The organism is Wolbachia endosymbiont of Frankliniella intonsa (assembly GCF_029856955.1).
GTDB lineage: Bacteria > Pseudomonadota > Alphaproteobacteria > Rickettsiales > Anaplasmataceae > Wolbachia.
The window spans coordinates 542,042-564,726 of the sequence record NZ_CP097148.1 but is presented as its reverse complement, the minus strand read 5'-3'; the positions used below and the strand labels follow the sequence as shown (position 1 = coordinate 564,726).

The following is a 22,685-nucleotide window of genomic DNA, read 5'->3' as shown; positions in this document are numbered from 1 at the left end:
ATATTAAAAACGAAGATGAGAAAATGCCTTATTAGCTTCAGCCATTTTATACTTTTCTTCACACATCTTAAATGCACCACCACATTTATTATAAGCATCTAATATTTCAGACTGCAAACAATAAACAGTAGTTCCACCGCTCTTTTTTCGAGCAGAAGAAGTTGCTCTAGCAATCCACCTTAATGCCAAAGAAATTGCTCTATCTTGACGAATTTCAACGGGGACTTGATAAGTTGCACCACCAATACGCCGAGAGCGTACTTCTATAGAAGGGGTAACATTTTCTACTGCTGTTTCAAAAATTGATAAGGCATCTTTGCCTATTTTCTTTTCAGCTAAGGACAAAGCACTATAAGCAATCTTTTCTGCAATAGATTTTTTACCACATTTCATAATTATATTAATAAAACGCATAAGCAAGACACTACCATAACGAGAGTCAGGGCTTGTTCTTTTTTTTGCTTTATTACGACGTGCCATAAATTTTAACCAGATTTCTTTACACCATATTTTGAACGAGCTTTCTTTCGATTTTGCACGCCACGTAGATCAAGAGCACCTCTTATTATGTGATAACGTACACCCGGCAAATCCTTAACTCGCCCACCACGTATTAAAACAACGGAATGCTCTTGTAAATTATGACCTTCTCCAGGTATATAAGCCGTCACTTCACCGTATCCACTAATCTTTACTCTAGCTACCTTACGTAGTGCTGAATTAGGCTTTCTAGGAGTTGTAGTATATACCTTAGTGCAAACACCCCTTCTTTGAGGATTGCATTTTCCCAAAGCTGGCACCTTCTTCTTGCGAGTTAACCCCGATCTACCTTTACATATTAATTGATTTATCGTAGGCATATACTGTAAACTTAAAACTCTAAAAATAACTAAGTATTAGTTATAAAATAATAAACCTCAATAGTCAATATAAAAATAAACATTACTACTCTAATAATCTCAGCCTAATTGCTTTGAAAGCTACTGATAATTATATGCTAAAGCGCATATTGGTTTTAATATTAAGAAATTATCACTTGCTGTGGTCGAATTAATATAGATATGGAACAAGTAATATACTGTGATGGCTATCAGAGAATATGCAGAAAATAATGCTTATAATAGAGCCAAGAGCTTCTAACATTAATGCAAAAATACCAACCGAACTAACCGAATTACCAGTAAAGCCGGATGATTTTTACAATCCTACTCTTGACACTTAGATTTAATGCAGCTACCCTAAGTTCAAAATTCTATACTCAATTTTGCTGTTCTTGAATACAAGGAACACGTTTTTAGAATAATGAAAACAATCAGCGCTTTAATTAAAGAAGGGTCAAAGCTACTATCATCACATAGAATTGAATCACCACATTTGGATTGTGAAATCATCATGCAGTACGTACTTGGAGTAGAAAGATCATTCACAATCATGAATCACATCAATCAGGTACCAAGAAACAAAGAACTTCTATTCTGGAAATTAACAAAAAAAAGAGCAGAAAGATATCCAATATCGCAAATAATAGGTAATCGTGAATTCTGGAGTAAAAATTTTATAGTTAACCAACATGTTCTAGATCCAAGACCAGATAGTGAGACAGTAATTTCAACAGTGTTAAAATATTACCAAAATAAGAAGCAAAAAATAAAAATTGCAGATTTTGGCACAGGCACAGGCTGTTTGTTGATCTCCGTACTTAGTGAGTATGAATATGCTATTGGAGTTGGTTTTGAAAAAAGCCTGGAAGCATACAAAATTACCTGCCAGAACACAAAGAAACATAATCTTCTCAACAGAGCTAAAATATTTCCAAATTCGTGGACAGAATGCAGAGATTTATTTGATCTCATAATAAGCAATCCTCCATATATTAAAAGAAGTAAGTTAAAAGATCTGCAAGCTGAAGTGCAAAAAGAGCCAAGAATTGCTCTTGATGGTGGTATCGATGGATTGAGCTGTTACCTGAGTATTTTTCCAATATTGAAAAAGTGCCTTAAAAAAGATGGGTTTGCGATATTGGAAATAGGCGAAGATCAAAGCAATATTGACAAAATAATACCCTTATATGGACTGGTTTTTCAGGAATACGTATACGACTTGGCTGGAATGAAAAGATGCATTGTTGTAAAGCAAGATAAAGAACATGACTAGTAGAACGCTAGCTTTCTAAGAACCCGTTCATAATCTCAAGAAAGGCATAAAGTAAGAAATAGAGTGTATAAATTAGGATATATGAGGAGTGTTAATAAACCATACGCGTCAAGTTAAGAGATTGTGAGCAAATTTAGAGAAGTTAAGGTGGATACCCTAGTTTTTCTGCACTTGTCTTTTAATGAAAACTGCGACCAAGTTATGGTAAGCTTTTTGAGAAAAATATTTAAGCCTTTAATTTTATTATTTAGTGCTAAAAATAACTCTCTAACCCGTCTTTTTAGCTCAATAAATGCCTTTGTTAAGCTAAGCTCCGTATTTTTTTTCAGTTCTGTGCAACCCACTATTCCATGAAATATAAGAATTGCACACAATTTGGCATATAGCTCACATAATACTCTGTATGGCTTTCCTCTCAGCTTATCAATCCTTATATTACTCTTATATAATTTGAACAATAATTCAATTTGCCATCTTATTCGGTAAACTACTAGTATTTGCTCAGCATTAATCTTACTTTTGGAACATTAGTTATAAATATTGACCAATTTAGTAACTTTTGGTTCCTTTGAGAAGATGTGTATCCATGTGATCTTGCTAACCTATTAGCCTTTCTTCTTCTAGCCACAGCTTGTTCTTCAGTTAGTTTTTAAATATAATTCTTACTTTAACCCTTGTCTCTTTTCCTAACAATACCTCCTGTTCTAGAAAAGATCGATCTCCCAAATGTTCTAGTAAATCTATTTTTGACCTGTCTCTATATCATATATGTTAGTATCGGATTTATAACGACTTATGAAATAAGCTCCTATTTCATTGATGTGTTTAAAAGAACTTGGCACAAAATAACCCAAATCAGATATTAGTAAATCGTTGTTCGATATATTGCTTAAATGGCTTCTATAACCCTGATCTGACCTTATTCCTTCAGTTATATTAAGCTGGTCTAATGTCTGGTTTAGGTAGTCAAAAACTAATTGTAACTTTATTCCAGACTTAGTATTGCTTTCATAACCACTGTAGCTGGTACCATAACCTTTATACATGTCTTCCATACTGTTAGGTAAGCTAATGTAGCTGCTGTCTAATAATTTAACACCTCCAAAGTGCTTCAAGATTCTGCAATCAACTTGTAAGGTATTTTTAAGTAACGTTAAAGATTCATTATACATTCTTTTCATAAATTCCACTGCTTCCTTGGTAAATCTAAAGTCCAGACCTTGTTTTGTTATATTTATCGAGTCTTCATTCAATAATTGACACACTGTCTCTATACTACAATTATCAACCCCTATATTACCCAAAACGATGGCTTTTATGAACTACGAGCCTTTTAGCTTCCTCTTTCTTTTTATGAACCCTGTTGTAGCTGAGATTTTATCTGCTTTTTCATTAAAAAATTCTTTGAGCTTTTTTGAGATGCAAACTATTCTTTTCATTGTATAAGTTCTCCGTTTTCTTTGTTAGATTTAAGAGAACTTATATCTTTTCTTTCTCTTCCTTACACTAAGTTTATTACCACAGTTCCTTAACTTGACGCGTATGGTATACCCAAGTGACATAAGTCGAGAGAAGTTTGAGATTATTTCACCAGATCTGGAGTCTTGTGGAAAAAACAAAACCAAGAAAACTTGATTTGTATGATATATTTGCGGAGTGTTGTACGCCCTTAAAAGTGGTTATCAGTGGAGGATGCTACCAAAAGAGTTTCCAAAATGGCGCAATTGTTATGATTATTTCAAAAATGGAGTGAAAAAGTAAAAGGAAATAAAAAAAAGTATTTTGGAGTGCATGTTAAAAAAATAGTTAGTGTGGTCCGACAAAACAATGTTTGGAAAGAAAAAATCAGCTTTTGCATAATTGACACTCAGAGTGTAAAGAATGCAGACACTGATGAAGAACAAGGCTATGACGCTGGTAAAAAAATCTCAGGAATAAAACGCCATATCGCACAAGATATAGATGTTTGCTATTTATTCTTAAGCTTGGGAGTGTTAAATAGCATTTTACTTTTTTTAGTATGTAGAGATTTTCTAGGAATTATTCTATTGAATTCTATGATATTATTTTTTGTAACATTGTTATACATACCATAAGAATGAACTGACGAAATTTGTAAAGGAGTTTTATGGCTTAGCTACATGGTACTAACACTCAAGTAAATTTTCATCAATGACGCAATTTGCTATGTCTATATCTCACATAGCTTACAACTTGCTTTACTCCTTTTACTTTTCTTGCAATTGCTATTACAGCTTTTAATTCCGCCTTATTTTGAGCTATACCCATCAAATAAACGACTCTATCAACTGTATTAACGCTATAATTAATTGATTTAATATTTCTTTTTCCCAGAAGCCTCGTGCTTATCTCTGCTGTTATCATACCATCTACAGTAACATCTAGCATAGAAGCCATTTTAATTGGTGTGACTCTTATTTCATTTATCACTTCTTTAATCTCTTTTTGCTGCCAAGCTATTTTCTCTGCTGTGAGTTGCTTTTCATGATTATCAACATTTCCAATGAGTAATACTCTTCCTTCACTCACTTTAACTTTTATAGATGAGAACAGTCCGTGTTTTAAGAGTCCCTTATTGATTCTTATTACTATAGTTGTATCATCAATAATGTTTCCCAAGGATTTATCTTGCATTGTTATTGCTGTAGCCGCTGCAGTTGCTGTTACCACTATACCACTCACAAGAGTCGTACAGCCACTCTGTGTAATCAGAAAAATTGCGAGTAAGAAGCTTGCTATTAATCTCATTATTAATTTCCAGAGTTTAGAGCTTAAATTAAGGAATATTAATAAGCTTTTTTTATTGTGTAAATACTATAAATTGAATAAGCCTTGAATATTTCTAAGACAGTACTTATCTCAATAATGTTAGTTAAAGCAATTCAGGCTTAGATTCATAGTGGAGTTAACCAGTATTATAAGTTCAGTCTGTGGTACTAAAATCTAATCTTTAAATTGCATAAGATGACAGAAGTGGTTATCTATAAGTTAATGAAGGGTTCTTGCGGATATGGCGAAATTGGTAGACGTGCCAGGTTTAGGTCCTGGTGAGCTTGCTCGTGGGGGTTCAAGTCCCTCTATCCGCACTTAAAGTCATATAACTCAGGTTTTAAGAGAAAATTTATAATCACTAAGTACACTTTTGTTTGTATAAGAACCTGTTCTTAAGGATTGTATTTAACTTAAATTCTGTTAAAATGGCTTTATTAAAACATAAATAAAATATTGATAACAGGTTGTAATGTCTAGTAATATAACTCAAAATGCAGTCAAAGCAGATACATTAAGTAATATATATACCTATAAGGAACTTAGTGTAGATAAACTAAAGTATGAGTATGAAATAATAGTTAGTAGTGATTATATAGAACAAAAGATAAACTCTAGATTACAAGAAATAGCGAAGGATGCAAAATTGCCTGGATTTAGATCCGGAAAGATGCCTTACGATCTTGTTGTTACAAATTATAAAAACGAAGCTTTGGAATATGTGATAAAAGATACGATTGACTATTGCTCAAGTGATTTAATGAAAAAAATCGAAGTTAAGTCTCACATCCATCCTAAGGTTGATATTATGTCATTACCAAACCTGGATAAAAAGGATGAAAAAGGCGACTTTCTGTACAAATTATCTTTTGAATCGATGCCAAAAGTGCCAGTAATAGATCTTGATAAAATAAATTTGAAGAAAGTTAAGGCAAAAATCAAAGAGGGAGACATAAAAGAATTTATTGATTCTATAAAAACAAAATTTCCTAACTTTGTCTCTGTTGATGATGCTTCTTATCAAGCAAAAAACGAGGATAAACTGATAATTGACTTTGAAGGGCGAATTAGAAATAAGCTCTTTCAAGGTGGAAGTGGCAAAAATTTTACTGTTAATTTAGGATCTGGAACATTTATAAATGGTTTTGAAGATCAATTAATTGGCATGAAAAAAGGGGAAACAAAAAGCTTTAAGTTGAGATTTCCTGAAGATTACCAGGTAATTTCCCTTGCGGGGCAGGAGGCTGCTTTTTCTGTTCGAGTTAATGATATTCAGATTGCCGAAGATTTGCAAAGTGATAATGAAATAGCTAGGAGAATTGGTTTTGAAGATCATTCTTCGCTAATAAATCATGTAAAAGAAGTAATTGATAATCAGTGTAAAGAAATGGGAGATCTCTTAATTAAGAAAGAGCTATTTGATTGTTTGGATGCTAGTTATAGTTTTGATTTGCCTATAGAAGTAGTAAAACAGGAACAGCAGAGAGTGGAAAGAGAGTTGAATGCTAAGGATGATTCTTGTAAAGAATCTGAAAGACGTGTAAAGCTTGCAATGCTATTTATGGAGTTCAGTAAAGAACATGAAATATCATTAACTCAAAGTGATATTATGAATGTTATTGTAAATCAATATGTCAGTAAAGATGTATCATTTGACAGAGTATTTAAACATTTTAAATCAGACGGACAATTTCAGGAATTAGTTAGAGGGCAAGCGCTTGAGTATAAAGTGACAGATTATATGATAGAAAAAGCTAGTAAAGAAGAACAGATTGTTTCTGTGAAAGAATTAAAGGAATTATTTGATAATATTTGATAGGAAAAGGTATGACTCTTATACCAATTGTAGTTGAACAAACTAGTCGCGGTGAGCGGGCTTATGACATATATTCAAGGCTAGTAAAAGAAAGAATAATTTTCGTAACTGGCCCTATTGAAGACAACATGGCCAGCGTAATAGTAGCACAGCTTTTATTTTTAGAATCGGAAAATCCTGATAAAGACATTCATATGTATATTAATTCGCCAGGCGGTGTTGTAACTGCTGGTTTATCAATCTATGATACAATGCAGTACATAAGGCCAGACGTTTCAACTTTATGTATAGGTCAAGCTGCATCTATGGGTTCTTTGTTGCTTGCAGCTGGTGCGAAAGGTAAGCGCCACTCTCTACCTCATTCAAGAATTATGATACATCAACCATCTGGTGGTTATCAAGGTCAAGCAACTGATATAGAAATACATGCTAAGGAAATTTTGCGAATTAAGAAAAAGCTAAATCAAATTTATGAAAAACATACTGGGCATTCACTCAAGAAGATTGAAGGAATGATGGAAAGAGATAAATTTTTGGATCCTATAGAAGCAATGGAAATTGGCTTGATTGATAAAGTAATAGCTGAGCGTAAAGATATTAAGATTGAAAACATTAAAGTTAAACAAAAGGTAGTTTAATGGATAAAAATAATGATTTACACTACTGTTCTTTTTGTAACAAGGCACAAAACGAAGTAGATAAATTGATTACTAACTCTTCAGATGGTTTAAAGGTGTTCATTTGTAATGAATGCATAGAGTTATCCCATAAAGCAATAAGTCAAAAGAAAGAGAGAGCTTTTAATTCAGATCATATATCTGATATGAAGCTATTACTAAAGAAACCTGAAGATATAAAAATTTTTCTTAGTAAGCATGTTGTAGGTCAGGAACATGCGCAACGCGTTTTATCTGTGGCTATGTATAACCATTGTCAATCCATGGTGCAACTTCATTCTATAAGTGATATTGACATTGAGAAGTCAAATATAATGCTTATTGGCCCTACTGGTTCTGGTAAGACTTTGCTAGCAAAAACACTTGCTAAAGTTTCGGATGTGCCATTTGCTATGGCCGATGCGACAACTTTGACTGAGGCAGGTTATGTAGGTGATGATGTAGAAAGCGTGTTGTCACGTCTATTACAAGCTGCAAATTATGATGTTGCAAAGGCACAGCATGGTATAGTGTTTATCGATGAAATAGACAAGATCACAAGAAAGTCTGAAAGCGCTTCAATAACCCGTGATGTTTCAGGTGAAGGGGTCCAACAAGCTCTACTAAAAATCATGGAAGGTGCGGTTGCTTATGTTCCTCCACAAGGAGGGCGAAAACACCCGCAACAAGAGTTTATACAAGTAGACACTAGTAACATACTATTTATTTGTGGAGGAGCTTTTGAAGGCCTAAATAAAATTATTGAGGCAAGAAAAAAGGGAACATCAGTTGGCTTTGGAGCGGATATAAGTCAGTCTAAAGCACAAAAGAAAAAAAATGCTTTACGCGATGTTCAACCTGAGGACTTAATCAAATTCGGTTTGATACCCGAATTTGTAGGACGGGTTCCAATAACTGCTGTTCTAGATGAGCTGGATCACGAGGATTTAATACATGTGTTGACAGAGCCAAGAAATGCGCTAGTAAAACAATATAAAGCATTGCTTGCATTTAGTAAAGTAAACCTTGAGTTTTCAGATGAAGCAATATCAGCTATTGCTAAAAAAGCTATAAGCTATAAAACAGGTGCAAGGATGTTACGTGCTATCTTAGAGTCACTTTTGCTTGATGTTATGTATATATCCGGCAATGGAGGTTTTGAAGGTAGCGCTATAACGGTTACTAAGAAAATGGTAGAATTAGGTAAAGCGACGATTAATCATAATAATAAGGGTAGTGTTATAACGGTTAATGATTAATTTGAGGCATATATTATGAGTATTGGACGTGCTGTAAACTTTAATTCTACTGTATTACCAGTATTACCTCTAAGAGATGTAGTAATTTTTCCAAATATAATGTTGCCTTTATTCGTAGGTAGAGAAAAATCTGTTCATGCACTAGAGTATGCAATAAGTAGCAGTAGTCACCAAAACGAGATTTTTCTCATAGCACAAAAAGATGGTTCTATTGATAATCCAGAGCCAGAGAATCTTTATGAAGTAGGCGTGTTAGCAAACATTATACAACCATTAATAAAACTGCCTGACAATGCAGTAAAAGTCATGATTCATGGGGTAAGAAGGGGAAGAGTTATAGAATATATTAGCTCTCACACTTTGTTACAGGCCAGAGTAGCGTTAGATGGTCATTATGAGTATGGAGAAAATGAAGATAATATTGATTTAGAAGCTTTAAGGCGTTCTGTTATAGATGCATTCGACAATTGGTGTAAACTAAGCAAGAAAAGTCGACCCGAGATTATTATTGACCCCATTGATCAAGTTAAAGAGGTTAATCAAATTGTAGATGTGATAGCTTCGCACTTAAATATAAAGGTATCAGATAAGCAAAACATACTTGAAGTTTATAACCCAAAAGAGCGTTTAAAAAAAGTTTTTGCTCTTATTGAGAGAGAAATAAGTATTTTGAGTGCACAAAACCGCTTGTATAAGACAATTAAATCACAGGTTGAAAGTACTCAAAAAGTTTACTACCTTAATGAGCAATTAAAAGCTATACAGAAAGAATTAGGTGAGTTTGAAAATGGAGATGAAGGGAATATACTCAATGAATTTGAAAAAAAGATAAATGAAACAAAGCTTTCTGAGGAAGCAAAAGAGAAAGCCATAACTGACTTAAAGAGATATAAGAAAATGAATCCCATTTCTCCTGAAGCAACAGTTATATCTAGTTACTTGCATTGGTTGCTTGATTTGCCATGGGGAAAGTACAAAGATGCAAAAATTAACTTAAATGCGGCTAAAAAAATCTTAGATGAAAATCATTATGGCATAGAGAAAGTAAAAGATAGAATAATAGAATTTTTAGCAGTATTAAAGAGAGTAAAAGAGATAAAGGGTCCTATACTTTGCTTAGTTGGACCACCTGGTGTTGGTAAAACTTCTTTAGCTAAGTCTATGGCAAAAGCAGTAGGAAGAGATTTTGTTCGCATATCTCTTGGTGGTATACGTGATGAGTCTGAAATACGAGGACACAGGAAAACTTATATTGGCTCAATGCCTGGTAAAATCATTCAACACATGAAAAAAGCTAATTCATGCAACCCGCTTTTCCTGCTTGATGAAATAGATAAGATGGGTTCTGATTCGCGTGGTGATCCTGCATCTGCATTACTTGAGGTTTTGGATACTGAGCACAATAAACACTTTACGGATCATTACTTGGAAGTTGAATTTGATCTTTCAAGTGTAATGTTTGTAGCTACGGCAAACAGCTTAAATTTGCCACATCCTTTGCGTGATAGGATGGAAATTATACAATTATCTGGATATAGCGAAGATGAGAAGATCAGTATTGCTACGCATCACCTTATTCCAAAATTAAAAAAAGAGCATGGTTTGCATCAGAAGGAGTGGAAAATAACTAATGAAGCATTATACGAGTTGATACGTTTATATACACGTGAGAGCGGCGTGCGAAGCATGGAAAGGGAACTTGCAAAGCTCATGAGAAAAGCAGTTAAAGCAATATTAACTGATAAAAATAAGAAAATATCCGTAGAGGTTGGTAATTTACAAGATTACCTAGGGGTACGTAAGTATACCTTTGGCATTGCAGAAAATGAGAGTTTGGTAGGGGTAGTAACTGGTCTCGCCTATACTGAAACAGGTGGTGATATTTTAATGATAGAGTCAGTCCTAATTCCGGGCAAGGGGGAAATAAAATACACAGGAAAGCTTGGAGAGGTTATGCAAGAGTCTATAAAAGCTGCGTATAGTTATGTGCGATCAAATTGTTTATTTTTCGGTATAAAACCCGAAAAATTTCAAAATAATGATATACATTTGCATGTACCTGAGGGTGCTGTGCCAAAAGATGGTCCCTCTGCTGGCAGTGCAGTATGTACATCTATTGTTTCTCTTATGACAAATATACCAGTTAACAAAAGTGTTGCTATGACAGGTGAAGTAACATTGCGTGGTAGAGTGTTGGCTATTGGGGGTTTGAGAGAAAAATTGCTTGCTGCGCTAAGAGGATCAATCAAAACTGTGATTATACCAGGTGAAAATGAGAAAGATATGCAAGAGATTCCTGCAAATATAAAAGAAGAAATCAATGTAATTTTTGCTGAGAATATTGATGAAGTTATAAAAGTTGCTTTGATGCACCCTATTACTTCAATTGATGATAATAACGAAATTAGTGTGTCTACCTCCATAGAAAATAAGGATAATACCTTCCCTTCATCAGAAACATTAAAGCACTAAATTGAAAAGGTTTATGCAATTTTCGTTTCTTTTTTTTAACCTCAAAGCTCTGATTTGAATATATAAATTACAAGTAACATATATGGCAATTTCATAAGTTCATTTTTCAAGCATATATTGCAATATCTCACTAGCAATTGCAACATCTTGGCGTGGAGTTTTACCATGTTCTATAAACACTGAGATTGCATAGCGCGGATCATGGTAGGGGCCATAAGCGATAAACAATTTATGACTTTCACCTTTAGAGTTTATCTCTGGTGTTCCGGTTTTGCCAGCAATTTGTATACTGCCTAGTCCTTTTCTATAGTTAGAATTCACCACGTCAAACATAGCTTTTCGAACCACACTAAGATGCTCATGATTCACATCAATATCAAGAAAGTCTTGCCCTGATTTACTCATCTCAATGTGGGGAATTACCTCCTTTCCTGTTGCAACCCTCGCTGCAAGAACCGCAAGCTGTAATGGAGTTGTAAGTAAATACCCTTGTCCTATAACTAAGTTAATGGTATCACCTAAATACCACTCTGAATATAGCTTGCGTGCACGCCAATCCACATCAGGCAACAATCCCGGAGCTTCTTCCTTAAACATTCCAATTAATGCTCCACTTCCTATACCAAATTTGCTAGCCATTTCTAGTAGAGAATCTACATTTATTTTTTTTCCTATATTATAAAAGTAAGTGTTGCATGAGAAGGCCATTGCCTCGTTTAAAGATACATATCCATGGACTTTGCTTTTTAGGCAACGAAATTTTCGTTCACCTATTTTCATATAGCCCCTACACGAGAACTTTTCTTCTGGTGTTATTATTCCATCTTTTAAACCCGCAAGCGCATCTATTATTTTAAATATTGAACCAGGTGGAATTTGATATGATAATGCACGGTTTACAAGCGGTAATGAAAGATTGTTTAAATTTTTCCAAGTTTCATTTGACAATCTGCTAGTGAAAAGATTATTATCGTAAGAAGGTGAATTATATAATGCTAAAATTTCTCCGTTATTTACATCAATTACCACTGTGGAACCTTGGTGGTCTTTAAATATCTCTGCAATTTTCTTCTGTAAATCAACATCAATTGTCAGCTGTATATCTTGTCCGTCTTGCTTCGGTATGCTAGATAACTCTCTCATGATACGCTTCTTAGAATTTATTTCCTGCTCAGATTTTCCGGTCTTGCCTTTTAATACATGATCATATGTATATTCAATTCCACTAACCCCTGCTTCATTTATGTCTTGCTGTCTTTTTGTATATCCGATTATATGAGAACATATCGAACCAAACGGGTAATAACGTTTATAAAGAGCAGTTATTTTTGTATCTGATGATTTTGTTGCATCAGGTTTAATTTCTGATAACATCTGCAAATCAACTTCCCTAGTAAAGGTTTTTTGCCCATCAAATAAAACAATATACGAAATTTTGTTTACTGCGAGTTCAACGCTATTCCTATCCAAAATCCTACCTCGTTTAGGCACAATAGTAACAACTTTTATCCTATTATTATTGGATAGCACTTCATATTTTTGTCTATCTCGTACTTGTAAAGTATACAACCTATAACTAAAAATAGCAGAAATAGCAAGCTGAATACCACCTAATATGAATGCCCTGCGGTTGAAGACCTTGTTTTTTGTCCACATAGAATTCCTTTAGAATGCACTCCTTCTCCTTTTATTGGCATATTTCTAGCTTTCACCACATCACAAATTCTCTTTTCCCAATCACTTAAGGTAACAAGCTCATAACCCCATTTTTTTAGTATTTTAATAATCTGAGGTAAAGCTTCAACTGTATTTGATTTGTTATCGTGATCATGGAACAATATAATCGCTCCATTATGTACATTGCTTAAAACTCTTTCAACCAGAATCTCTGATTTATCGCCTTGCCAGTCCAGAGAATCAACTGTCCATAGTATGGAACACATATTTAATCGATTAGTATTTTCGATCAAATTATCATTGTGACATCCATATGGTGGACGAAACCATTTTACATTCTGTTCTGTTACATTTTTAATTGCTATATTTGTCTTTTCCAGCTCTTGCAATTGTTCCTCACTTGAAAGTGATGTCAACTTCCTATGCGACCAAGAGTGATTGCCTAACTCATGACCTGCTTCATGGATTTTCTTTACTATCTCACATGTTTTTTTATTTATACGTCCACCAAGCGCAAAAAATGTCGCTTTTGTTTTATTGCTCTCCAGAATATTAATAATATCTCCTGCTCTATTATAAGACGGTCCATCATCAAACGTAAGTGCAACAAACTTATCTTTGTTATTCAATAATTTCTTTATATTACTTAAATTTCTATATGATAGATCCAAATCACAACTGAGCCCACGATATGGTAAGTTAAAGTTACAATCACTACAGAAAACTGCGCTTGAATATAGCAAAAGAAAAGCGATTATTCTTATAAACATATATAATCAGCAAAGTGATAGACTACTACACTTTTTTGCTAAATTAAACCACTTTTAACAGCTGCCGTTTACTTCGTTACTTTATCAATATATTATATTAATAACTTTATATAATATAGTATGATTGCAAATATAAATACCGTTGCACTTCAGGGAACCATCACAGTAAATGTTAATGCACAAATTCACATGGCAAATGGTATTCCAGCTTTTAATATTGTTGGACTGCCGGATAAAACTGTTGCAGAATCCAGAGAGCGCATCAGAGCAGCGTTAAATTCAATCAATCTTCTGTTACCTCCAAAAAGGATTACGGTTAATCTTTCCCCTGCGGATTTGCTTAAAGAAGGTAGTCATTATGATTTAGCTATTGCTGTTGGATTGCTTGTTGTAATGAATGTGATACCAGTTGAAAAAGTTCAGTCTTATATAATTATGGGCGAGCTTGCACTAGACAGCAGAGTCATACCAATCTCACTGCCATTAAGTTAAGGGAAAGAGAAGTTAAGATTGGACAAAAAATTTGAAGTGATTGATAATTATGGTAAATACTAGGGTGAATTTTTAAGAAAAGGGAGTCTGAAAAGTGCAAGTTATTTAAAAAAGTAATAATTGCAGGTTATTTTGCAAAGAATGTACTAATACAATGATACTGAAAAGATATCTTGAATTTAAAACACATGTTTTCTAGCTCTTTTCTGGTAGTTGAGTGAACGAATATCAGATATCTTATGACGATTAACTCTTCTCCCTTTTCTCACCACTAAAGTGTTCATCAAAAATAACTGTGATAGTCGATACATAATGCAGTCTATGTCTGACTCTGTAGAAAAAATATCAAAGGATAAGTTTTTAATCGCATTAAATGAGACAGATTTATTGATGCTTTTTTTTAGTTTACTATTCTGTGAGCTCAATGTCTCTTCATCATCTTCTATCATGATACTTTCTAGATTACTGATGAAGATAGTTGACCAAAAATCCTGCTTGATAGTTTCAATACTTTTTCCTGTGAAATTCTCTAAATTTAATCTTCCCTTCAGCCTAGAAAAAAATGTTTCTACTCCCCAGCGCAAGTATAGCTCTTTTCATAATGGTCCAAACGGTTTAAAATAAGAGTTTATAGTAGTGAAGGTAAGTATGCCAGCAGCATATAGTTATGATTTAAGAAAAAAAGCAATGGAGGTACTAGACGAAGGGGAAAGCAGAGAAACGGTAGCAGAAAGATTTAAAATTGGAAGAACTACATTATGGGAGTGGCAGCAAAGAAAAAAAAGAAACAGGAGATTTTCAGTCGAAAAAACTTGGAAATGGAGGTTATAATCATAAAATTACCGACTGGAATAAATTTACTGAATTTGCCAAAAAAACATGGTGGAAAAACTCTATCGGAAATGGCTAAGCTTTGGAGTAATGTTAGTATCCCAACGATTCATCTAGCTCTTAAAAAAATTGGACTCACACGCAAAAAAAGACATATGGATACAAAGAAAGGAATGAAGAAAAACGTGCTGAATTTTTGAAAATTATAGCAACGAAAGAACCTCAAAACTTAGTATATATAGATGAATCTGGTATTGATAATACCGAAGACTATCCCTATGGATATTCTCAGAAAGGACAGCGATTTTATGCCCTAAAATCTGGAAAGAAAACTCAACGAATTAGCATGATTGCAGCTCTAAATAGTAGAAAAATAGTTGTTCCGTTAACATTTGAGGGCCATTGTAATATGGATATCTTTAATAAATGGTTTGAGCAGTTTTTGACACCGATTTTGGAACCTGGACAAACTGTTATCCTTGATAATGCTACTTTTCATAAGTCTAATAAGATTACTGAACTTGCTAAAGAAGTTGGTGCTGAAATTTTGTATCTTCCTACGTATTCCCCAGATTTCAATAAAATTGAGCATCATTGGTTTGCTATAAAAAATAGAGCTAGGAAAAACATCCCTCTATTCACATCTTTTCGTCATGCTGTTGATTCTGCTTTTCTATGAACTTTCCGGACTATTATGAAAAGAGCTATAATATAATCTCTCAAACTCTTCAACTGTAAAACGTTTCTCATCTAACAGAGATGTTACTAATACTTCAACTTCTCCAGAAGAAAGTATTATTTTGACTAACCTGAATTTCATCTCATCAGGTAATCCTAGCTTTCGTAGCTGTCTTGCTACTTTAATAGGTGCGGTAGACACTACCACCGTACTAGATGGGCTTTCCGGCTTAAACATAGCGTTTATTTCATTGAAAGACGAACTTGAACAGCGAATTATATAATTGATTTTCCTTCCTGTAAGCTCAGCAAGAAATCGATAAGATACGTATCCTCTATCACAGATTAACAAATCGTCTGATTTTATGGATTCAAGCATACCGATCGCTAAATCAACCTCATAGCTGTCACCTCTACTTAGCACAGATTTTATTGCAATATTATTTGGCACATCGTAGCAAACTTCAAAGGTTGCACTTGTATAGTCTTCAAATCTCTGGATTCGATTTCATACTGCTCTTGAGCCAAACTCGCCTATTATTTTGTCGCTCTTTGGCAGAATCAGTATTGAAGCATCAAATGCAAGTACTCTGAAGCCATGGTGGGTTTTAAATTCCTGATCTTGTTAGTATAGGGAAACTATATCATCATTTAACTCTGAAAACGCAGTATGCTTTAGCTTCTTTCTTGCTTGAGTAAATGCACTTGCCGTAATTGTGTAATCTTTTCTTGTATGCAGAACAAACTCATTAAGCATTACTTGTAATGACTTTACACTCTTTCTAAAAATCAGGAGAAATACACTAATGAAGGGCAGATTTCTTTTTCGTGAGAAGTCTTTTGAGGATGCTCTGTGTGCGTTTATAAAGTTTAAACTCATCAATTTATTTTTTATAAACATGATTATTCTTTTTTTTACTCATGTCATTACTTCTTTTAATTTGTGGATCTTACCTGATTTTACAATACAGTCCATCACTTTCCCTTAACTTAATGGCAGTGGACACAATATGCTCCTTGTTGGACCTCCTGGTACTGGAAAATCAATGCTTGCTAAGCGATTTATAGGGCTATTACCTGATTTGACTGAGCAGGAGATGATTGATGTTAATATTATCTCTAGCATAACAAAAGCCGGTAACGAAACATTTAAAGTAACTCGTCCCTTTCGTGAACCTCATCATTCATGCTCCATGCCAGCGATGATAGGAGGAGGAAAAAATGCAAAGCCTGGGGAAATCACCATGGCTCACAATGGTGTGTTATTTCTTGATGAGCTACCTGAATTTCCAAGGCTTGTACTTGATTCTCTACGTCAACCACTTGAAGATAGAAAAGTTACTATTGCACGTGCAAATGCTCACATTACTTATCCAGCTAATTTTCAACTTATAGCTGCAATGAATCCCTGCAGGTGCGGTTATTTAGGTGATGCAAGTAGATCGTGCAACAAAGCTCCAAAGTGTGGCACAGATTACAAAAACAAAATATCAGGACCATTGCTTGATAGAATAGACATATGCATTGAAATGCCAAACGTTAGCATACTTTCTCCTGAAATCTCTCTGGAGGGAGAAAGTACCGAGGCTATAAGAGGAAGGGTGATAGCAGCGAGAAAAATTCAAACTGAGCGTTATAGTAAATTTAATATTCGTTGCAATGCAGAAGTCAGTGGTGAAGCATTAAATAAATTCACTGAACCAGATCAGGAAGGGTTAGAATTGCTAAAATACGTACTGAAAGAAAATTACATTTCCAATCGAGGCTATACACGTGTATTAAGAGTCGCAAGAACCATTGCAGATCTTGCGAAAAGTGAGGAAATAAAAAGAGCACACACTGCAGAAGCGCTGAATTACAGAATAAGAATGTATAAATACATTAATCTGCTTGACAGAAAACTTTTTTTGCCATATACTGCCATTAGTGAAATTTTAATATTTTAGGAGTAGGTTTATGCAAATAATAGACAAAATGAAAGAGAAAGTTAAAAATGTTCGTAGTCAAGGCTACAATTTTGTAACAGGACATAAAGGTGAGACAATTGTTATTTCTTTAGCAGTTATAGCAGTAGCTTCACTTACAGCTGCTTATTTTTTAAGTCCAGCTTATGCAACTTTTGTTGGTACAGTTGGAACAAAAGCTGAAACACTTGTTAGTCCTGCTATTACTGCAATGTCTGCATTTGCAGTTGCTCATCCACTCATTGCTAGTTTGGTAGTTCTTGCTGCAGTAGCAGCCATAATAGCTGCACCTATGCTTGCATATAAAAACAATAATAAGGCAAGTCAAATTGAGGTAGTAAAGCAAGGTGTACTTAATGCTTGTCAAAAAGAGGATGATAATCCTAAAGTTTCTAATGGTAATCTAGAATTTATTGATGATGCAAATGTCCGTACAAAATTCTTTGATGCTGTTGTGTTATCATTTGGGGGAGCAAAAGCATTCTCTAAGTAACTTTCACAAAGCAAAGGGATAGGCTTCTATCCCTTTTTTACTTACAAGCACACAAGTACTTTCCGTTTTTTTTTGCATTTTAAGTAGTGTTATTTGAAAGTATGTAGTCATTATATCTATTAATGTTAAGAATAAGTAAATCTTGTTTACTATTTGCATATATCAAAATGAAAAATGTTTGCATATTGTTAACAAAGATAGTAACTTGTTATCAAGTGAATTCACTAATATTTGAGTAATTTAAATGTCAATCGACCTTAGTTTACCAGAGCTACCTGTATTACACCCAAGGATTACCGTTGTGGGAGTGGGTGGTGCTGGTGGAAATGCTGTGAACAACATGATTCAATCCAATTTACAAGGAGTAAATTTTGTTGTAGCAAATACCGATGCTCAAGCGTTAGAGAAGTCATTATGTGATAAAAAAATTCAACTTGGTATTAACTTAACTAAGGGCCTTGGTGCTGGTGCTTTGCCTGATGTTGGTAAAGGTGCAGCAGAAGAATCAATTGATGAAATTATGGAGCATATAAAAGATAGCCATATGCTCTTTATCACAGCAGGGATGGGTGGTGGTACTGGAACAGGTGCTGCACCGGTAATTGCAAAAGCAGCCAGAGAAGCAAGAGCGGTAGTTAAAGATAAAGGAGCAAAAGAAAAAAAGATACTGACTGTTGGAGTTGTAACTAAGCCGTTCGGTTTTGAAGGTGTGCGACGTATGCGCATTGCAGAGCTTGGACTTGAAGAGTTGCAAAAATATGTAGACACACTTATTGTCATTCCCAATCAAAATTTATTTAGAATTGCTAACGAGAAAACTACATTTGCTGACGCATTTCAACTCGCCGATAATGTTCTGCATATTGGCATAAGAGGAGTAACTGATTTGATGATCATGCCAGGACTGATTAATCTTGATTTTGCTGATATAGAAACAGTAATGAGTGAGATGGGTAAAGCAATGATTGGTACTGGAGAGGCAGAAGGAGAAGATAGGGCAATTAGTGCTGCAGAAGCTGCGATATCTAATCCATTGCTTGATAATGTATCAATGAAAGGTGCGCAAGGAATATTGATTAATATTACTGGTGGTGGAGATATGACTCTATTTGAAGTTGATTCTGCAGCAAATAGAGTGCGTGAAGAAGTGGATGAAAATGCAAATATAATATTTGGTGCTACTTTTGATCAGGCGATGGAAGGAAGAGTTAGAGTTTCTGTTCTTGCAACTGGCATTGATAGCTGTAACGACAATTCATCTGTTAATCAAAACAAGATCCCAGCAGAGGAAAAAAATTTTAAATGGCCTTATAATCAAATTCCAATATTAGAAACAAAAGAATATGCTTCAACTGAGCAAACAAATGAAAGAGTTAAGTGGGGCAGCAATGTTTATGATATACCAGCTTATTTAAGAAGAAAAAAATAATGCAATTTTGGCTACTAAAGTCAGAACCAAGAGAATACTCCTGGCAAAAAATGGAAAAGGAGCAGGTGACGCAGTGGAATGGTGTATGCAATTATCAAGCTCAAAATTACATGAGAGCTATGAAATTAGGCGATCTTGCATTTTTTTATCATACAGGTAAAGAGAGAGTTATACTTGGAATAGTTGAAGTATTAAAGGAGTATTATCATGTTTATAATTCCAAATTTGGACTAGTGAATGTAAAACTTTTGAAACCTTTAAGTAATCAAGTGACGTTAAACAGTATAAAACAAAACCCACTTTTGAAAAATATGGTTATATTAAAACAATCACGTTTATCAGTTTCTCCAGTTTTAGAGACTGAGTGGAATGAAATAATAAGGATGAGTGATGTGTAATACCTGTTGCCAAACAATATTACCTCAGCACACAACATACAGCTGTATGAGTGTTTGTTTCGAAGTAGCCGATTTTTCATCAAACACAAAGCAGTGCTTGACACTGGAATCCAGCTGTAATGCGACCACATTAAAAATGTTGTGTTTTAATATAGCTTTTATATTCACTCACCTAATGTCTAATCAGAATTCCTGGATCCCAGACTGGGATGACATACTTCTAGTGTACAATATTCGTATAGTTGTGTGTATGATACGATGGTCTATAATTCTTCTTTTTTTGGTTCCAATGTCAAGTGATGGGATAATGTCCTTTCTGGTGCTTTATTCATGTTAGAAGTAAATATTCTTGATAAGAGGTGGCATAGTATTACGAAGGACCCACAGAGTTTTGTATTAAATATTATTAATGCTTCTCTAAAAGAATTAAAAATAGATCATTATAAACCAAATATATCAATAGCTCTCGCTGATGATAACTTGCTACATCAACTTAATCTTAAGTTTAGAGAAATAGATAAGCCAACTAATGTACTATCATTTCCATGCGAACAGTTATCTAGTGAATGTGATCTAGGAGACATAGCAATTGCAGTAGATACAATAGAAAGAGAGTCTCATGAGTACTGTATATCTATCCTCACTCACACTGCACACATGTTAGTTCATGGATTGCTGCATTTACTTGGCTATGATCATCAAAAAGAAGATGAAGAAATTATAATGAAAAGTTTAGAGAGCAAGATTTTAGCTTTGCTTGAATTTGAAAAGGAAAAGTATGGTAGATAATACCAAAATATGTTATTTACAAAAAAGGGGTTTTAGCTGTAAAAGGTAAGCAATATGGTTCATTTTTCTTTACCAAAAAATTCTAAAGTTAATAAAAAGGGCAAGATTTATCCTACTCCTACTGGAGCAAAAAATATTAGAAGATTTCAAATTTATCGTTGGTCTGCTGATGATGATAAAAATCCAAGAATAGACACATTTTTTATCGATATGGATAATTGTGGCCCTATGGTACTTGATGTATTAATAAAAATAAAGGATGAAATAGATTCAACCTTAACTTTTAGACGCTCTTGCAGAGAAGGAATATGCGGATCTTGTGCAATGAATATTGATGGTACCAACACTCTTGCATGCACTAAATCTATACATGATATAAAAGGTGAAGTAAAAATATATCCACTACCTCATATGTATATAGTAAAGGATCTAGTTCCAGATCTAAGCCAATTTTATGAGCAATACAAATCGATTAAACCTTGGTTACAAACAGATAAATCTGCCTTACAAAATAAAGAATACTTTCAATCTCCTGAAGATAGAAAAAAATTGGATGGTCTGTCTGATTGTATACTATGTGCTTGCTGTTCGACTGGTTGCCCAAGCTATTGGTGGAATGGTGATAAATTTTTAGGGCCAGCGATATTACTGCAAGCTTATAGATGGATTGCTGACAGTCGTGATAATAAGAAAGAAGAAAGACTTTCTTCTTTAAACGACCCATTTAAGTTGTATCGTTGTCATACAATAATGAATTGTACAAAAACCTGCCCGAAAGGGCTTAACCCAGCAAAAGCGATAGCGAAAGTAAAACAGCTTATGGTAGAGAGAGAAGGAATTTGAGTGTTATTTCTGGCACTCTTCGTAAGAAAATAGTAGACCCTCTGAAGCATAGGGTATTGTTAATACTCTAAACGTTCTTCCATTCATGAAATGTATTGTTTCACCATATGATTCCAGTAATCTTTTGAACAACTCATGTCTTTGATTATTAATAGTTTGAAAATCCTTTTTTCCTAAAAGATTTTTAGATTCAAATAGGTGAAGCATAATCTCGTGATAAGTTGGATAAGACTCCAAAAATTTTGGATCAAACTGAAAAGTTTTTATAAAAGCATTATTATAAAATTTTAGCTTTTGATTCTTACTATATATCGCCACAGCAATCGATAGCTTCTCAAGCAAACTTTCTTGTGCAGCTAAACAATTGCTTAGCTCAGTATGTAATTTTTTTTCATCACTAATATCTTTTCCATACATTACTATGCTATTAGAATTTTGCACTGGAACTTCAACAAAATTAAAAACCTTAGGTTCGTTCTTGTAAGTTATTACACACTCTCCTGGTTTTACGTTATAGGAGCCACTCGCAACAGTAAATTTTTTAGAGCTGCCTATATATTTATCATAAAATAAGTTATAAAACCTTACTTTTTTATTCTTATTGTGCTTCAGTATTGGAAATGGTAAAGAGTCAAAAATTTTTTTATAGCTCTCCAATTCTCGCATAAGCTTACTATTTTCTAACTCAAGTTCATTAGCTTTTATCTTATAATCGGAGATATTCCTTATCCATAACAAAACACCAATCACATTATTAGAATAATCTATTATGCTTTTACCATAACATGTGCAATAAACCTCACTGTCTTTTGACTTTAAATCTAGAGTAAAAGATTTATTTATTTCCTTTGCCTCAGCAAAACTTTTAATTAAGCTTTCTGATTGCTCAAAAAAATTTACAAACTCATTAAATGAATAAAAAACAGTATTAAGCAAAATTAGTAAATTGGGAGAAAATTTTTCTATACGTTTTTTTGCGTCCCAAATATAAAATCCATCATTCACAGTATCTATTAAATTATTTATGATAACATTTTGATGTTGTAAGTCCTTAATTTTATTACTAATTTTTAATTTAGAATATGAGAAAAAGAAGAATACTAGAATTAGTAGTAAAACTATTTCATACAAAAAAAACATAGTATTCTAAAACAAATATAAAAATTTGTAACCT

At 33.8% G+C, this 22,685-nt stretch carries 16 protein-coding genes, 1 tRNA gene and 8 pseudogenes; 16 read left to right on the top strand and 9 right to left on the bottom strand.

Annotation, left to right across the window (positions count from 1 at the left end):
• Positions 1-3: 3 nt before the first annotated feature.
• Together rpsG and rpsL are read right to left on the bottom strand one after the other, a co-directional pair.
• Complete coding sequence (gene rpsG, locus M3L71_RS03190) at positions 4-480, bottom strand: 30S ribosomal protein S7 (RefSeq protein WP_280143965.1); 477 nt, start codon at positions 478-480, stop codon at positions 4-6.
• A 5-nt stretch (positions 481-485) separates the two neighbouring features.
• Complete coding sequence (gene rpsL, locus M3L71_RS03185) at positions 486-860, bottom strand: 30S ribosomal protein S12 (RefSeq protein WP_010406837.1); 375 nt, start codon at positions 858-860, stop codon at positions 486-488.
• A 442-nt stretch (positions 861-1,302) separates the two neighbouring features.
• Between rpsL and prmC the strand changes: the two genes are divergently transcribed.
• On the top strand, positions 1,303-2,154 hold the full coding sequence (gene prmC / locus M3L71_RS03180; protein ID WP_264374995.1) for a peptide chain release factor N(5)-glutamine methyltransferase: 852 nt from the start codon (positions 1,303-1,305) through the stop codon (positions 2,152-2,154).
• Between the two features lie 113 nt (positions 2,155-2,267).
• Here the strand turns inward: prmC and M3L71_RS03175 are convergent.
• Positions 2,268-3,593, bottom strand: a pseudogene (locus tag M3L71_RS03175) (IS4 family transposase).
• Between the two features lie 103 nt (positions 3,594-3,696).
• Here M3L71_RS03175 and M3L71_RS03170 point away from each other — a divergent pair.
• Together M3L71_RS03170 and M3L71_RS03165 are read left to right on the top strand one after the other, a co-directional pair.
• Positions 3,697-3,915: pseudogene (locus tag M3L71_RS03170) on the top strand (transposase); the annotation flags it as partial.
• A gap of 95 nt (positions 3,916-4,010) precedes the next feature.
• Positions 4,011-4,112: pseudogene (locus M3L71_RS03165) on the top strand (IS5/IS1182 family transposase); the annotation flags it as partial.
• A 211-nt stretch (positions 4,113-4,323) separates the two neighbouring features.
• Here the strand turns inward: M3L71_RS03165 and M3L71_RS03160 are convergent.
• Complete coding sequence (locus tag M3L71_RS03160) at positions 4,324-4,923, bottom strand: BON domain-containing protein (RefSeq protein ID WP_010406846.1); 600 nt, start codon at positions 4,921-4,923, stop codon at positions 4,324-4,326.
• A 256-nt stretch (positions 4,924-5,179) separates the two neighbouring features.
• Between M3L71_RS03160 and M3L71_RS03155 the strand changes: the two genes are divergently transcribed.
• The 5 genes from M3L71_RS03155 (at position 5,180) to lon (ending at position 11,147) form a co-directional block, all read left to right on the top strand.
• Positions 5,180-5,261 (top strand) — tRNA-Leu (locus M3L71_RS03155).
• Between the two features lie 155 nt (positions 5,262-5,416).
• Positions 5,417-6,760 carry a trigger factor gene (gene tig / locus M3L71_RS03150; RefSeq protein ID WP_280143964.1) on the top strand — a complete coding sequence of 448 codons (1,344 nt, stop codon included), beginning with the start codon at positions 5,417-5,419 and terminating at the stop codon, positions 6,758-6,760.
• 11 nt (positions 6,761-6,771) lie between these two features.
• Entirely contained in the window at positions 6,772-7,398 is a 627-nt protein-coding gene (gene clpP / locus M3L71_RS03145; RefSeq protein ID WP_280143963.1) for an ATP-dependent Clp endopeptidase proteolytic subunit ClpP, read from the top strand.
• A complete protein-coding gene (gene clpX / locus M3L71_RS03140; RefSeq protein ID WP_280143962.1) occupies positions 7,398-8,675 on the top strand; it encodes an ATP-dependent Clp protease ATP-binding subunit ClpX in 1,278 nt (425 codons plus the stop codon). The genes clpP and clpX overlap by 1 nt, the downstream gene beginning before the upstream one ends.
• 15 nt (positions 8,676-8,690) lie before the next feature.
• On the top strand, positions 8,691-11,147 hold the full coding sequence (lon, locus tag M3L71_RS03135; RefSeq protein ID WP_280143961.1) for an endopeptidase La: 2,457 nt from the start codon (positions 8,691-8,693) through the stop codon (positions 11,145-11,147).
• A 99-nt stretch (positions 11,148-11,246) separates the two neighbouring features.
• On the opposite strand, the gene M3L71_RS03130 is transcribed toward lon, so the two are convergent.
• Together M3L71_RS03130 and M3L71_RS03125 are read right to left on the bottom strand one after the other, a co-directional pair.
• Complete coding sequence (locus tag M3L71_RS03130) at positions 11,247-12,803, bottom strand: penicillin-binding transpeptidase domain-containing protein (protein WP_280143960.1); 1,557 nt, start codon at positions 12,801-12,803, stop codon at positions 11,247-11,249.
• A complete protein-coding gene (locus M3L71_RS03125; RefSeq protein WP_349292708.1) occupies positions 12,758-13,594 on the bottom strand; it encodes a polysaccharide deacetylase family protein in 837 nt (278 codons plus the stop codon). The genes M3L71_RS03130 and M3L71_RS03125 overlap by 46 nt, the downstream gene beginning before the upstream one ends.
• Positions 13,595-13,714: 120 nt before the next feature.
• Here M3L71_RS03125 and M3L71_RS03120 point away from each other — a divergent pair.
• Positions 13,715-14,071: pseudogene (locus M3L71_RS03120) on the top strand (magnesium chelatase domain-containing protein); the annotation flags it as partial.
• A gap of 194 nt (positions 14,072-14,265) precedes the next feature.
• Here M3L71_RS03120 and M3L71_RS03115 read toward each other — a convergent pair.
• Positions 14,266-14,673: pseudogene (locus M3L71_RS03115) on the bottom strand (IS4-like element ISWpi18 family transposase); the annotation flags it as partial.
• Between the two features lie 61 nt (positions 14,674-14,734).
• Here M3L71_RS03115 and M3L71_RS03110 point away from each other — a divergent pair.
• A pseudogene (locus M3L71_RS03110) lies at positions 14,735-15,596 on the top strand (IS630 family transposase).
• A gap of 27 nt (positions 15,597-15,623) precedes the next feature.
• Here the strand turns inward: M3L71_RS03110 and M3L71_RS03105 are convergent.
• Positions 15,624-16,496, bottom strand: a pseudogene (locus M3L71_RS03105) (IS4 family transposase); the annotation flags it as partial.
• A gap of 100 nt (positions 16,497-16,596) precedes the next feature.
• Between M3L71_RS03105 and M3L71_RS03100 the strand changes: the two are divergent.
• From M3L71_RS03100 to M3L71_RS03075, 6 genes and pseudogenes are all read left to right on the top strand, one after another.
• Positions 16,597-17,472 (top strand): annotated as a pseudogene (locus tag M3L71_RS03100) (YifB family Mg chelatase-like AAA ATPase); the annotation flags it as partial.
• Positions 17,473-17,551: 79 nt separating this feature from the next.
• Positions 17,552-18,052 carry a hypothetical protein gene (locus M3L71_RS03095; protein WP_280143957.1) on the top strand — a complete coding sequence of 167 codons (501 nt, stop codon included), beginning with the start codon at positions 17,552-17,554 and terminating at the stop codon, positions 18,050-18,052.
• Positions 18,053-18,296: 244 nt separating this feature from the next.
• The gene (gene ftsZ / locus M3L71_RS03090) at positions 18,297-19,481 is read left to right on the top strand and encodes a cell division protein FtsZ (RefSeq protein WP_012481860.1); all 1,185 of its coding nucleotides are present in this window, start codon (positions 18,297-18,299) and stop codon (positions 19,479-19,481) included.
• Entirely contained in the window at positions 19,481-19,879 is a 399-nt protein-coding gene (locus M3L71_RS03085) for an EVE domain-containing protein (RefSeq protein WP_280143956.1), read from the top strand. Before ftsZ ends, M3L71_RS03085 begins: the two co-directional genes overlap by 1 nt.
• Positions 19,880-20,209: 330 nt before the next feature.
• A complete protein-coding gene (ybeY, locus tag M3L71_RS03080; RefSeq protein WP_015587883.1) occupies positions 20,210-20,668 on the top strand; it encodes an rRNA maturation RNase YbeY in 459 nt (152 codons plus the stop codon).
• Between the two features lie 54 nt (positions 20,669-20,722).
• Positions 20,723-21,511 carry a succinate dehydrogenase iron-sulfur subunit gene (locus tag M3L71_RS03075; RefSeq protein WP_280143955.1) on the top strand — a complete coding sequence of 263 codons (789 nt, stop codon included), beginning with the start codon at positions 20,723-20,725 and terminating at the stop codon, positions 21,509-21,511.
• Positions 21,512-21,514: 3 nt separating this feature from the next.
• Here the strand turns inward: M3L71_RS03075 and M3L71_RS03070 are convergent, their stop codons facing one another.
• Positions 21,515-22,651 (bottom strand): hypothetical protein, encoded by a 1,137-nt coding sequence (locus M3L71_RS03070; RefSeq protein ID WP_280143954.1) that lies wholly within the window; start codon positions 22,649-22,651, stop codon positions 21,515-21,517.
• Between the last annotated feature and the right edge of the window lie 34 nt (positions 22,652-22,685).